This window comes from Curtobacterium sp. LFS079, assembly GCF_047977865.1.
GTDB lineage: Bacteria > Actinomycetota > Actinomycetes > Actinomycetales > Micrococcaceae > Arthrobacter.
The window spans coordinates 256166-268630 of sequence record NZ_JBFPFO010000002.1; the positions used below are offsets into that span (position 1 = coordinate 256166).

Sequence of the window (12465 nt, forward strand, 5' to 3'; positions counted from 1 at the left end):
CGCCCCTGGAGTACGCTGGCCCCATGCGGACAATCCTGCGCCGGAGCCTCGGGCTGCGCCCTGTGCACGGGCTGCGCCGAGGGTTCGCGTCGCAGGCTGCGCACCGCCTGCGCCGAGGCCTCGCGTCGAGCGCTGCGCACCGCCTGCGCCGCCGTGTGCGCAGCTTGCGTCGCGGCCCGGGCAAAATAGCCGATTTCGACCGGGCCGTGCTTCGCCGGATTTCCCGCTGGCCGCACGGGAACCACGACGCCTTTTTCCGCGGCCTCTCCGCCGCCGCCACCAAGGGCAAGCTGTGGTTCGCCGTCGCCGGCGCACTGGCTGCCGTTCCGGGCAAACCGCGCCGTGCCGCCGTGCATGGCCTCCTTGCCCTCGGTGTGGCGTCCGCCGTCACCAACCTCGGCTTCAAGGCGCTCCTCCCGCGCACCCGCCCCCTGCCCGAACACCTTCCGGTCTTCCGCTTCGTGCACCCGCAGCCCACCAGCTCCTCGATGCCTTCGGGCCATTCGGCGTCCGCCGTGGCCTTCACGCTGGGCGTCTCCTTCGTGCAGCCGGCCCTCGGCGCGCTGCTCGCCCCGGTGGCCGCCGGGGTGGCGTATTCCCGTGTCCACACCGGGGCGCACTGGCCCTCCGACGTGGTCTTCGGCTCGGCGATCGGCGCCGGCGCGGCGTTGCTCACCCGTCGCTGGTGGCCGGCGCGGGAAGCACCACCGGCGGTCCGCCGCACCCCCGAGGCCCTGGCGAAGATCGACGACGGCGCCGGGCTGGCGATCGTTGTCAACGCCAAGGGCGGTTCCTACTCCCCGGAGACCGGGAACCTCCTGCAGGAGGCCTTCCCACAGGCGCACATCCGCGAGACCGGCGACGACGAGGACATCAATGCGGTCATCGAGGAAACCGCAGCACGGCCCGGGACCAAGGCCCTCGGGGTGTGGGGCGGCGACGGTACGGTCGGCACCGCGGCGGCTGCCGCCGTCGAGCATGGACTGCCGCTGCTGGTGCTGCCCGGCGGGACGCTGAACCACTTTGCCCGCGACGCGGGCATCTCCACCCTCGCGGATGCCGTGGCGGCCGCGGAGGCCGGGAGCGGGATCCGCGCGGACACGGCCAGGGTAGCGGCCGGCCGCGGCCAGGCCGGGACGGACGAGATCCGCGAGTTCGCGATGCTGAACACCGCCAGCATCGGGGTCTATCCGAACCTCGTGCGCCGGCGCGAACGGCTCCAGGGCGCCCTCGGCAAGCCGCTGGCGGGCCTGATCGCGGGGCTGCGAACCTTCGCTGCGGCCTCGCCCACCACCTTGCTGATCGACGGCGTCCGGCACCGGATCTGGATCCTTTACCTGGGCCGCGGCCGCTACTACCCGCGGGACCTGGCGCCGCTGGCCCGCCCGGTGATGGACGACGGCGTCCTGGACATCCGCGTGGTCACCGCGGACGAGCCCTTTGCCCGGCTCCGCCTGCTCTGGGCGGTGCTCACCGGGACCGCCGGCAGTTCGAAGGTGACGCATTTGCGTGAGGCGGCCCGGATCAGCGTCGAAGCGGTGGACTCGCCGCTGGTTCTGGCGGTCGACGGCGAGCCGCTCCCCGGGGTGCGCCGCGCGGACTTCAGCGTCCGGCCGGGGCACCTGCTGGTGTACTCGCCGGATTCCGGTGCTCCGGATCATCCATGAGGATTACCCTGATCCGCCCCTGAATCATCCCTGGGACAGGCGATTCCCGGCGCCTGCATGGCTAGCGTTGTTAATACCGTCAACAACACTCGGCTTCAGCGAAAGGGAAGGGACACTTCCATGATCGGGGCACTCCATGATTGAGGCAATCGGGCTGCGAAAGGTCTACGGCGAGAAGACCGCCGTCGACGGCGTCAGCTTCACCGTCCAGCCCGGAAAGGTCACGGGCTTCCTGGGACCCAACGGCGCCGGCAAATCCACCACCATGCGCATGATCATGGGACTGGACAGGCCCACCGCGGGCAGCGTCACAGTGAACAACGTGCCGTTTGACCGGCACCAGGCACCGCTCCGTGAGATCGGCGCCCTCCTGGATGCCAAGGCCGTGCACACCAGCCGCACCGCCTACAACCACCTGCTGGCCATGGCCGCCACCCACAGCATCCCGAAAAAGCGCATCCACGAGGTCATCGACATGACCGGCCTGGGTGACGTGGCGCGGAAGAAGGTGAAGGGCTTCTCACTCGGCATGGGCCAGCGGCTGGGTATCGCCGCGGCGCTCCTGGGCGATCCGCAGACCATCATCCTGGACGAGCCTGTCAACGGCCTGGACCCGGAAGGCGTGCTCTGGGTGCGCAACCTGGTCAAATACCTGGCCGGGGAGGGGCGCACCGTTTTCCTCTCGAGCCACCTCATGAGCGAAATGGCCCTGACGGCGGACCACCTGATCGTGATCGGCCGCGGCAAGATCATCGCGGACGCCCCCATCGGCGAGATCATCTCCGGCAAGGGCAGGTCCCGCACCCGGGTCCGCACCGACGAACCGCTGCGCCTCATGCAGCTGCTGGCCGGCGACGGTGTGTCCGTGGAGGCCCAGGACCGTGAGCTCCTGGAAGTCTCCGGGCTGGATCCGCGCGGCATCGCGCGCACCGCCCTGGACAACCGGGTGATGGTCTACGAACTCACGCCGCTGCAGGCCAGCCTGGAAGAGGCCTACATGGAACTGACCAAGGACGAGGTCGAATACCACTCGCACATCACCACAGGACCGCCCGCAGCCGGCGGAGCTGCGGCGAACCCGGGCACCGTCCAGAACCCGGTCCCCGTCAAAACCGGAGGAGAGCAGGCATGAGCGCCACCACCTTGGAATCCCGCCGGGCCAGCCTCCCGGTCGGCCCCGGACCAGCCTTCCACCGGGTCCTGAATTCCGAATTCATCAAGTTCCGCACCCTGTTGTCCACTCTGATCCTGCTCGCCTCGACGGCTGTGGTGATGGTCGGCTTCGGTGCGCTGACCGCGTGGGGCACCGGCCAGTTCGCCGACGCCGCCACCCGGGATCCGGAAGCGGCCGCCGCCTTGGCCGCGCAGGGCGGGGACCTCGCGGTCACAGTGCCGACGGCAGGCATCGCCTTTGCCCAGCTGATCCTCGGATCCCTCGGCGTGCTGCTTATGAGCTCCGAATTCACCACCGGCATGGCCCGTTCCACCTTCGCTGCAGTGCCCAAGCGGCTCCCGGCGTTCCTGGCCAAGCTGATCGTGGTCACGGTGAGCTCCTTCGCCCTCACGGCCGTCTCCACCTACATCGCCGGCCTGGTCGCGCTCCCCATCCTGGACAGTTACAAGCTGCACCTGGATCTCGGCAGCCAGCAGTCCATCAAACTACTGGTGGTCAACAGCATCTACGTGGCCGCCGTCGCCGCCATCGGCATGTCCCTGGGCACCCTGCTCCGGAACTCTGCCGGCGGCATCATGAGCCTCGTGGGCCTGTTCTTCGTGGCACCGATCGCCTTCCAGCTCATCCCGGGGGACTTCTTCAAAGAAGCCCGCAAGTACCTGCCGGGCAACACGATCATGCCGCTGACCTCCGTCGAGCACGTCCCGGACACCCTGGAGGCCTGGCAGGCCGGCCTGGTCCTGGGCGCCTGGGTGGTGGTTCCCGTGGCCCTGGCCATGCTGCTGCTCAAGAAGCGCGACGTTTGATCCGACGGGATACGACAAGCCCGGCCGCGAGGCCGAATAGGCTCGTCCCATGAGCGAAGAACCGCTGGCGTTGGACGCGGCGGCCGCAGCGGGCACCATGGCCCCCGTGGCCGACGCGTCCTTCGCCGAGATCACGGCCCGCCGCCGCGGCAGGGTGCGCCGGTACTTCTACGAGCACCCGCGCCTGATGGATGCCGTGGTGGTGCTCTGTTACCTGATCCTGGCACTGTCCACGCTGATCAGCGGCATTGTGGAGGGGAAGTGGCTGGCGTCGGTGCTTCTCCTGGCCACCGCCGGGACGCTCTTCCTCCGCCGGATCTTCCCGCTCGCGGTGACGGCCGCCGTCGCGCTCCTGGAACTCGGGGTGACGCTGCTGCACCCGTGGGGCACCAATGTTTCCGCGGGCCTCTGGTTCGCGCTGTATGCCGTGGCGGTGGCGCAGCCACGGCGCCGCGCCCTCACGGTCTTCGCCGCCGCGAGCCTGCCGCTCACGCTGCTCTACCTGTTCATGTGGACGTCGCCCGGCGGACCGGCCGATCCCGGCGACCCGGCGCTGCCGGAGAACTTCCACCTCATCAGCAACATCACCGCCGCCGTCAGCATCCTGCTGTCCAACCTGATCGCCACCGGCATCGGCATCTCGGTACGGCAGCGCCGCGAGCACGAGTCCGAGATCCGCGCCTGGGCCGCCCGCACCGCGCACCTCGGTTCCGTGACGGAACGGAACCGGATCGCCCGGGAGATGCACGACGTCGTCGCGCATTCGCTCACGGTGATGATCAGCTTGTCCGACGGCGCCGCCGTCGTGGTCCGGAAGGATCCGGAACGCGCAGCGGAGGTGCTCGGCGAGCTTTCGCGCACCGGCCGCACCGCGCTGGCGGACATGCGCCGCGTGCTCGGGGTGCTGCGCGACGATTCCGGCCGTCCCGCGCCCCTCGCGCCCACCGCCTCCGGAGACCTCGCGACCCTGCTGGAGGGCTTCCGCACCGCCGGCCTGCCGCTGCATTTTTCGCACACCGGCCCGGCCCTGCCGGACGATCCTGCTTTCCGGCTCACCGTGTTCCGGATCGTGCAGGAGTCCCTCACCAACGTCCTGCGATACGGGCGCGCGCTGGGCCTCGTCGAGGTTCGCGTGCTGCGGGACGGGGACCGGGTCACCATTGACGTGCTCGACGACGGCCGGGACTTCCGGGAGGGCCTTGCCGGGGCGGGCGCTTCCGGAGTCCGCGGTTCCGGTTTGGGGACCGGGCAGGGCATCAACGGCATGCGGGAGCGGGCCCGGATCTACGCGGGCACCGTGGACGCGGGCCCTGGGCAGGGCGGTGGCTGGCGGGTCCACGCGGAATTGAACTGGAACGGCGACAAGGGGAAGCCATGACCGGAGACGGAACGATCAAAGTGCTGCTGGTGGACGACCAGCCGCTGCTGCGCATGGGCTTCCGGCTCATCCTGGAGGGCGAATCGGACCTGGACGTGGTGGGGGAGGCGTCCGACGGCAATGAGGCGCTGGCCCAGGCCGCGGCGCTGCACCCGGACGTCATCCTGATGGACGTGCGGATGCCCGGGATGGACGGCATCGAGGCCACCCGCCGGCTCAGTGCCTTGGATTCCGCGGCGCGGGTCATCATCCTCACCACCTTCGACCTGGACGAGTACGCTTTCGCCGGTCTGCAGGCCGGCGCGTCGGCGTTCCTGCTCAAGGACGTGGCCCCGGAGGAACTGGTGCACGCGGTGCGGCTGGTGGCCAGCGGGGACGCCGTGGTGGCGCCACGGGTCACGCAGCGGCTGCTCGAAACCTACGTCCGTGGGGCCCGGCCGCACGGGCAGTCCACACCCGCTGTACCGGCCCGGGATCCGCTATTGGACGAGCTCACGCCGCGCGAAACCGAGATGCTCCAGGCCATCGCCGAGGGCCTGTCCAACGCGGAGATCGCGCACAAGTTCTTCCTGTCCGAAGCCACAGTGAAGACCCACGTGCGCCGCATCCTGACCAAGCTGCACCTGCGGGACCGGGTCCAGGTGGTGGTGTATGCCTACGAAAGCGGCCTGGTGATTCCGAGCAACAACCCGGATTACTGAGCAGCGCTGCGGAGAGGGGTGCCCGGGGCCCTCGGGGTGCGCCCGGGGGCCTCGGGCACCAAGGTCAGTTGTCCTTGTCGCCGAATTCGGGCTCTTGTCCGCCCTGCTCCCGGAACTGGGGAGCCGCGCCGTGATGGTGCTTGGTGTTGTGTTTCTGGGCATAGCGCAAAGCGGGCTTAAGCTCGCGGAAAAGACGGCCCCTGGAAGAAGCTCCGCACTGGACGAGATACGCGGTGCCGTCCGGTCCGTAGGATTCCGACACGTCGGCCGGTCTGGTCATGATCTTGTCCTTCGCTCTGGTGCGGGCAGGCAATGCCGGCCCGCAGGTCATTGCCCCTCCAGCCGTCAGGGCAGGGCCGGGTAGCTTGCAAGGATGTAGTCCATCGCCGCTGGGCCGGTTATGCGCAGGCCAGGGACGGGAACCTTGATCCCGTGCTCTTTCATGGCCGACCGGAAGTCAGCCTCGTTGGCCGGAACATGGTGGTGCACCTGGCACCAACTGATGTAAAGACCAAAGAGCTCGTCGAGGCCAAGGGAGCGCGTCGGATCGGGATCCGGAATAGTGGCTTCGGCGAGGAATCGGCCGAAGTGGGAGATGGCCATTGGTGGCCTTTCGAGGCTGTTACTGCAGCTGCCGGCCGCGGTGGCCGGGGCAGCGGCACCACGGCCACGCGGACCAAGGATGCGCGGTGGCGGGTGCTTTTTTCGTACCGGAGGACGGCGGCACGGGCCGCATGGTGTGGTAATGCATACGAACGGGGTCTACGCTGTAGTCATAAGGCGTACACTTACTTCCTTGTCTACACTGTAGATCTACGGATTTTCTAAAGCAAGCATTTTGGAGGCGAGGTTTCTCCGGGAGGGGTTCCGGGAAGCTCCGCGCGGAAAGGCGGGAGAGATGATGGAACATGCAGGCACACCCGTGCATGATCCCCGCGCCGGGCGGCTCAACCGCCGGATCGTCGTGCGCGCGGCCTTGGAGTTGGTGGATGCGGATGGGCTGGAGGCCTTGAGCATGCGGCGGCTCGGGCATGCACTCGGCAGGGACCCGATGGCCTTGTACCGCCACGCTGCCAGCCGGAAAGAGCTGTTGGCGGGCGTCGTCGAACTGGTGCTGGAAGAGTTGGAGGTCTTCCCTGACGATGCGCATTGGCAGGACCAACTGCGCCGGATAGCCCATGAACTGCGCCGTGTGTGTCTGCTGCACCCGAACGTCGTGCCGGTGCTCGTGACCGGAGCGTTGTCGACGCCGCTGGGCCTGCGCCCCGCGGGAACGCTGAAGCCGCTGGAGCAGATTCTGGGGATCCTGATCGACGCCGGCTTCACCCCTGCGGACGCCCTGCACGTCTACCGCGCTTTTTACGGCTTCCTCTATGGACACATCCTGAACGAACTCCAGGAACTCATCGCCGACCCGGAAGAAAACGAAGCGCTCCTGCGGCTCGGACTCCATCGCCTGCCCCTTCGGGATTTCCCGCACCTCCGCCGTATGGCGCCCGAGCTTCTGGAGTACGACGGGGCATTGGAACTCGACCAGGGAATCAGCATCCTCCTGGCCGGGTTCGGCCAACAATTCGCCGACCGCCTACAGCACGCCGGGGCCTGAGGTTCCGCGCACAGCCCCGGCACAGAAACCCCATGTACACGGCACAGCCCGCCGGGCTTCCATGGATCCATGACTACATCACCCCGCACCCCTGAAAGCAACGGCCCGCATCCCGACCACGACCGCGGGCTCGAGTTCGACCTCTCCACGCTCCTGAGCCGCCGGACGCTTGGCGTGCTGTTCGGCGGTGCGGCCACCGCGGCGCTCGCCGCCTGCACCCCCAACGGCACCGGCGGCGGAACCGCCACGGACAGCGCAAGCAGCGCTGCGCCGTCGGGCACCGCAAGCAGCAGCACCTCAAGCCCAAGCACGACGGCGGCCGCCTCGCCGCCAGCCTCCGCGTCCTCCACGGTGACCCGCGCCTTCGCCGAATGCGGCGTGGAGATCCCGCAGGAAACTTCCGGCCCCTTCCCTGGCGACGGCTCCAATGGCCCCAACGTCCTCGTGGAATCCGGGGTGGTGCGCAAGGACATCACCTCCAGCTTCGGCAGCTCCAGCGCCAAGGCCGAGGGGGTGCCCCTGACCGTCACGTTGACCCTCCTCGACGGGTCAACGAAAGACGGCTCCAATGGCTGCCGGCCCCTCTCTGGCGCTGCGGTCTACGCCTGGCATTGCGACCGCGAAGGCCGGTACTCGCTCTACGACTCCAGCCTGGAGAACGAAAACTACCTGCGCGGCGTCCAGGAGGCTGACGCCAACGGGCAGCTGACCTTCACCACCATCTTCCCCGGCGCGTACAACGGCCGCTGGCCGCACATCCACTTCGAAGTGTTCGAATCCCTGAGCAACGCCACCAAGGCCGGGCAGCTGCTGGCGGTGTCGCAGATCGCGCTCACGGACGCCGCCTGCCGCGCCGTCTACGCCACCACGGGTTACGAATCCAGCGCCCGGAACTTCCCCAACACCACCCTGAACTCGGACAACGTCTTCGGCGACGACGGCGGCATCCACCAGCTCGCCACAATGTCCGGATCGGGGTCGGCGGGCTACACGGCCGGGCTCAACGTGACCATCTAGACTCGGGGCATGCCTTCCACTGCCAGCGCATCCGAGCACATCCGGGACCTCGGCGCCTACGTCACCGCGTCGCCGTCGAGCTTCCACGCCGTCCACGAAGCAGCCCGCCGGCTCGACGCGGCAAGGTTCACCAGGCTGGACGAAGCGCAGGCCTGGCCGGTCCCCTCGAAGGGCGGCGGCGCGTACTTCGTGATCCGCGACGGCGCCCTCATCGCCTGGGTGGTGCCGGGAGGCGCCGGACCCGCCACCGCCTTCAACATCCTGGGCACCCACACGGATTCGCCGTCCTTCAAGCTCAAGCCCAAGCCCACCACCGGCAAGTTCGGCTGGCTGCAGGCCGGCGTCGAGGTCTACGGCGGCCCGCTGCTGAACTCCTGGCTGGACCGCGAACTGCGCCTCGCGGGCCGGCTCGTGATGCTCGACGGCACCGAACACTTGACCGCCACCGGCCCGCTGTTGCGCTTCCCGCAGCTGGCCATCCACCTGGACCGCGCCGTCAACGAGGGCCTGACCCTGGGTAAGCAGCAGCACATGAACCCGGTCTTCGGCCTGGGCGATCCGGGATCGGAGGACCTGCTGGCGCTGCTCGCCGCGTCAGTCTCTTCCGGCGAGGACTCAGCGCGCCCTGCCGACTCAGCGCACCCTGCCGACTCAGCGCGCCCTGCCGACTCAGCGCACGACGGCGGCGGGAAGCCTTCCGGTGTGGATCCTGCCCTGATTGGCGGGTACGACATCGTGGTCGCCGACACCCAGGAGCCGGCGGTGTTCGGCGCAAAGGGCGAGTTCTTCGCCTCCGGCCGCCTGGACAACCTCTCCTCCACGCACGCGGGCCTTGCCGCCCTGATCGCGCATGCCACTGCGGGTGCGCAGGCCGGAGGCCCCATCGCGGTCCTGGCCGCCTTCGACCATGAGGAAATCGGGTCCGCGTCCCGGTCCGGTGCGTGCGGGCCGATCCTGGAAGACATCCTGACGCGGATCTCGGACGGCCTGGGCGCGTCGGTGAGTGAACGGCGGCAGGCCTTCGCGGCGTCGTTCTGTGTTTCCGCGGACGCCGGCCACGCCGTGCACCCCAACTACCCGGAACGGCACGACCCCGTCAACCGCCCGGTGCTCAACGGGGGGCCGCTGCTGAAGATCAATGCGAACCAGCGCTACGCCACCGACGCCGCGGGTGCCGCCTTCTGGGCGCGGCTCTGCGGCTACGCCGGCGTGCCGTACCAGGAGTTCGTCTCCAACAACGACGTCCCTTGCGGCTCCACCATCGGACCCCTGACGGCCACGCGACTGGGCATCCGGACGGTCGATGTCGGCATTCCGCTGCTGTCCATGCACTCCGCCCGCGAACTCTGCGGTACCGAGGACCCGCGGTCGCTGTCCGCCGTCGCGGAGCTGTTCTTCCGGACGGCCGCGTAGGGAGCTGCCACGGCGCTGCCCCCGGACTGCTACCCGGCCAATCCGACCACCAGGTTGATCGTCGCGGCCAGGATCACCGTGCCGAACAGGTAGGAGAGCAGGGCGTGCTTGAGGGCCTCGGCCCTGATGCGGTGGTTTTCGAGGTTGGTGTCCGATACCTGGTAGGTCATGCCCAGGCTCGTGGCCAGATACGCGAAATCGGTGTACTGCGGCAGTTCTTTCTGGTTGAAGTTGATGCCGCCCACCTCTCCGCCGGCGTCGTCCGCGGTGCCGTAGTACAGCTCGGCGTAGCGCAGTGTGAACAGGGTCTGGATCAGCATCCAGGACAGCGCGACACTCAGCAGCGACAGAGCTCCCGCAGCGAGCCGGCCGCTCAGCCCGCCGCCGTCGTCCTGGTGCGATCCGACCACGACGGCGGCCACCGCCGCGAGGCTCAAAAGGTTCGCGCCGAGGATCAGCAGTTCGCCCGTTCCGCGTGAGGGGTCTTCTTCCGTGGCGTGCCTGCGGGTGTCCTCCGGGCCGAGACGCCCGATGACGAGCCACACCCACAGCACATACGTGAAGGAGGCGACCGCCCAGCCCACCACCGGGGCAGCCAGCCAGCCCCCGGAGGCGCCGGTGGCCACTGCCGCAGCGGCACCGGCGGCGAACATGACGGCCAGGCGCAGCCGCTTCCGCCGGGCCCGCTGGGTGGGGGTCGGCTTGCTAGAGCCTGGCACCGGATTCGTCCTTGGCGTCGGCGCGCTTGTTGTCGGCCTGCAGGATGCCGTCCCGGACCCCGGAACGGATTACGAAGTACAGGGCGTACAGGAAAACGGCGGCGAAGAGCACGGGGATGACGGTGGCGTTCAGCATTGCGGCGTCCATAGGGCCACCCTAGCCGTGCCCCCCGACCTTTTGCTGGAGACCTCTGAAGTGTCCTGCCCGCTGTCCGAATCGGCAGGTGCGGGATTGCCGTGTTAGTGTCTTTTTCGCTGTCACGGAGAAAAACCAAACACGGCTTCTCCGGATCACCTGCGCGGGTGGCGGAATGGCAGACGCGCTAGCTTGAGGTGCTGGTCCTCGAAAGGGGGTGGGGGTTCAAGTCCCCCTCCGCGCACAGACACACCCCGGTTTTCGGACCGGGGTGTTCTTTTTTGCCCCGGCTACGCGCCGGTGCGTGGTGCGAACATGATGACGGCGACGCCCAGCAGGCAGATGACCGCGCCGGCGATGTCCCAACGGTCGGGCCGGAAACCGTCCATCAGCATTCCCCAGGCGAGGGAACCGGCGATGAAGACCCCGCCGTACGCCGCCAGGACGCGGCCGAAGTGGGCGTCGGGCTGGAACGCGGCCACGAAGCCGTAGATGCCCAGAGCCACGATGCCGAGGCCCGCCCACCACCACGGCTTGGCGTCCCGGACGGACTGCCACACCAGCCAGGCCCCGCCGATTTCGGCCACGGCGGCAAGGAGGAACAGCACGGAGGACTTCAGGATGGTCATGGCTTTCAGTTTGCCTCCGTGCCCGGTTTTCCACATACGGCGGCCGGGCAGTTCCCCCTCGCTGACACGCCGAATAGCCTTGGGTGTGGGAGATGGACTAAGATATTGAAGTCTGTGCTGCGCCCTGTCCCCGAATTTTCCGGTGGCGGAGCCTTGCACGGCATCGCAAATGAACCTCCTGTTACGGAAGTACCGTAACCGCTTAGCCCAAAGGAGGTGGGTTCACATATGCGTCCTTACGAATTGATGGTAATCATCGACCCCGAGGTCGAAGAGCGTACCGTTGAGCCGTCGCTTCAGAAGTTCCTGAATGTCATCACCACCGATGGTGGAACCATCGAGAAGGTTGACATCTGGGGCCGTCGTCGCCTGGCTTACGACATCAAGAAGAAGTCTGAAGGTATCTACGCCGTGGTGAACTTCACCGCTGAGCCGGCTACCGCCAAGGAACTTGACCGCCAGCTGTCTCTCAACGAGACCATCATGCGCACCAAGATCATCCGCCCCGAAGACCAGAAGGTTGTTGCTGAGTAATTCAGCTCCCGACTTTCCAATCTTTACCCCGTAGGAACGAACAAGGAGGCAGTAGATGGCAGGCGAAACCACTATTACGGTCATCGGTAATCTCACCAATGACCCGGAGCTGCGGTTCACCCCGTCTGGCTCGGCAGTAGCGAACTTCACCATCGCTTCTACTCCCCGGACCTTCGACCGCCAGTCCAACGAGTGGAAGGACGGGGAAACCCTGTTCCTCCGCGCGTCGGTGTGGCGTGAAGCAGCCGAGAACGTGGCCGAATCCCTCACCAAGGGCATGCGCGTCATCGTTTCCGGCCGCTTGAAGAGCCGCTCCTACGAAACCAAGGAAGGCGAGAAGCGCACCGTCATCGAGCTTGAGGTCGACGAAATCGGCCCCAGCCTCCGGTACGCCAATGCCAAGGTCAACCGTACCCAGCGCTCCGGCGGTGGCGGGTTTGGCGGCGGAAACGGCAACCAGGGCGGCTTCGGCGGCGGCGGCGGCGGTGGCTTCGGGGGCGGCTCTGGTGGAAACCAGGGCGGCAACTCCGGTGGAAACTGGGGTGGCAACCAGCCCGCGCAGCAGGATGACCCGTGGGCTACCCCCGGTGTCAGCAATGCAGGCGGCTGGGGCAACGGCCCGGATTCCGAACCTCCCTTCTAAACAAACATTCACGTCCGACGCCGGAACCCGCCCGGGTGCCGC

Annotated in this window: 15 protein-coding genes and 1 tRNA gene; 11 read left to right on the forward strand and 5 right to left on the reverse strand. The window is 68.0% G+C overall.

Annotated features, from left to right (window positions below; translation table 11 throughout):
- Positions 1-23: 23 nt before the first annotated feature.
- From ACNQPB_RS04525 to ACNQPB_RS04545, 5 genes are all read left to right on the forward strand, one after another.
- A complete protein-coding gene (locus tag ACNQPB_RS04525) occupies positions 24-1667 on the forward strand; it encodes a bifunctional phosphatase PAP2/diacylglycerol kinase family protein (RefSeq protein ID WP_498749460.1) in 1644 nt (547 codons plus the stop codon).
- Positions 1668-1803: 136 nt separating this feature from the next.
- Positions 1804-2799 (forward strand): ABC transporter ATP-binding protein, encoded by a 996-nt coding sequence (locus ACNQPB_RS04530; protein WP_498749462.1) that lies wholly within the window; start codon positions 1804-1806, stop codon positions 2797-2799.
- Positions 2796-3647: an ABC-2 transporter permease gene (locus ACNQPB_RS04535; RefSeq protein ID WP_498749463.1), complete on the forward strand. Its 852-nt coding sequence runs from the start codon at positions 2796-2798 to the stop codon at positions 3645-3647. Before ACNQPB_RS04530 ends, ACNQPB_RS04535 begins: the two co-directional genes overlap by 4 nt.
- Before the next feature lie 49 nt (positions 3648-3696).
- On the forward strand, positions 3697-5025 hold the full coding sequence (locus tag ACNQPB_RS04540) for a sensor histidine kinase (protein WP_498749465.1): 1329 nt from the start codon (positions 3697-3699) through the stop codon (positions 5023-5025).
- A complete protein-coding gene (locus ACNQPB_RS04545) occupies positions 5022-5726 on the forward strand; it encodes a response regulator (RefSeq protein ID WP_498749467.1) in 705 nt (234 codons plus the stop codon). The genes ACNQPB_RS04540 and ACNQPB_RS04545 overlap by 4 nt, the downstream gene beginning before the upstream one ends.
- Positions 5727-5790: 64 nt before the next feature.
- On the opposite strand, the gene ACNQPB_RS04550 is transcribed toward ACNQPB_RS04545, so the two are convergent.
- A complete protein-coding gene (locus ACNQPB_RS04550) occupies positions 5791-6006 on the reverse strand; it encodes a hypothetical protein (RefSeq protein ID WP_498749468.1) in 216 nt (71 codons plus the stop codon).
- A gap of 65 nt (positions 6007-6071) precedes the next feature.
- Positions 6072-6329 (reverse strand): hypothetical protein, encoded by a 258-nt coding sequence (locus ACNQPB_RS04555; protein ID WP_498749470.1) that lies wholly within the window; start codon positions 6327-6329, stop codon positions 6072-6074.
- Positions 6330-6627: 298 nt separating this feature from the next.
- On the opposite strand from ACNQPB_RS04555, the gene ACNQPB_RS04560 reads away from it, so the two are divergent.
- The 3 genes from ACNQPB_RS04560 to ACNQPB_RS04570 all read left to right on the forward strand — a co-directional run bounded on the left by ACNQPB_RS04560 (position 6628) and on the right by ACNQPB_RS04570 (position 9762).
- Positions 6628-7332 (forward strand): TetR/AcrR family transcriptional regulator C-terminal domain-containing protein, encoded by a 705-nt coding sequence (locus ACNQPB_RS04560; protein WP_498749942.1) that lies wholly within the window; start codon positions 6628-6630, stop codon positions 7330-7332.
- Positions 7333-7401: 69 nt separating this feature from the next.
- Positions 7402-8349: an intradiol ring-cleavage dioxygenase gene (locus ACNQPB_RS04565; RefSeq protein ID WP_498749471.1), complete on the forward strand. Its 948-nt coding sequence runs from the start codon at positions 7402-7404 to the stop codon at positions 8347-8349.
- A 9-nt stretch (positions 8350-8358) separates the two neighbouring features.
- On the forward strand, positions 8359-9762 hold the full coding sequence (locus ACNQPB_RS04570; RefSeq protein WP_498749473.1) for a M18 family aminopeptidase: 1404 nt from the start codon (positions 8359-8361) through the stop codon (positions 9760-9762).
- Positions 9763-9791: 29 nt separating this feature from the next.
- Here ACNQPB_RS04570 and ACNQPB_RS04575 read toward each other — a convergent pair whose 3' ends face one another.
- Both ACNQPB_RS04575 and ACNQPB_RS04580 read right to left on the reverse strand, forming a co-directional pair.
- On the reverse strand, positions 9792-10481 hold the full coding sequence (locus ACNQPB_RS04575) for a DUF1345 domain-containing protein (RefSeq protein ID WP_498749475.1): 690 nt from the start codon (positions 10479-10481) through the stop codon (positions 9792-9794).
- Complete coding sequence (locus ACNQPB_RS04580) at positions 10468-10629, reverse strand: hypothetical protein (protein WP_498749477.1); 162 nt, start codon at positions 10627-10629, stop codon at positions 10468-10470. The genes ACNQPB_RS04575 and ACNQPB_RS04580 overlap by 14 nt, the downstream gene beginning before the upstream one ends.
- 149 nt (positions 10630-10778) lie before the next feature.
- On the opposite strand from ACNQPB_RS04580, the gene ACNQPB_RS04585 reads away from it, so the two are divergent.
- Positions 10779-10861: transfer RNA gene (locus tag ACNQPB_RS04585), tRNA-Leu, on the forward strand.
- A 46-nt stretch (positions 10862-10907) separates the two neighbouring features.
- On the opposite strand, the gene ACNQPB_RS04590 is transcribed toward ACNQPB_RS04585, so the two are convergent.
- Positions 10908-11246, reverse strand: a complete 339-nt coding sequence (locus ACNQPB_RS04590) for a YnfA family protein (protein ID WP_498749478.1) — start codon at positions 11244-11246, stop codon at positions 10908-10910.
- A gap of 228 nt (positions 11247-11474) precedes the next feature.
- Between ACNQPB_RS04590 and rpsF the strand changes: the two genes are divergently transcribed.
- Together rpsF and ACNQPB_RS04600 are read left to right on the forward strand one after the other, a co-directional pair.
- The gene (gene rpsF / locus ACNQPB_RS04595; RefSeq protein ID WP_021473324.1) at positions 11475-11780 is read left to right on the forward strand and encodes a 30S ribosomal protein S6; all 306 of its coding nucleotides are present in this window, start codon (positions 11475-11477) and stop codon (positions 11778-11780) included.
- A 55-nt stretch (positions 11781-11835) separates the two neighbouring features.
- Entirely contained in the window at positions 11836-12423 is a 588-nt protein-coding gene (locus tag ACNQPB_RS04600) for a single-stranded DNA-binding protein (RefSeq protein WP_498749480.1), read from the forward strand.
- The last annotated feature ends 42 nt before the right edge of the window (positions 12424-12465 follow it).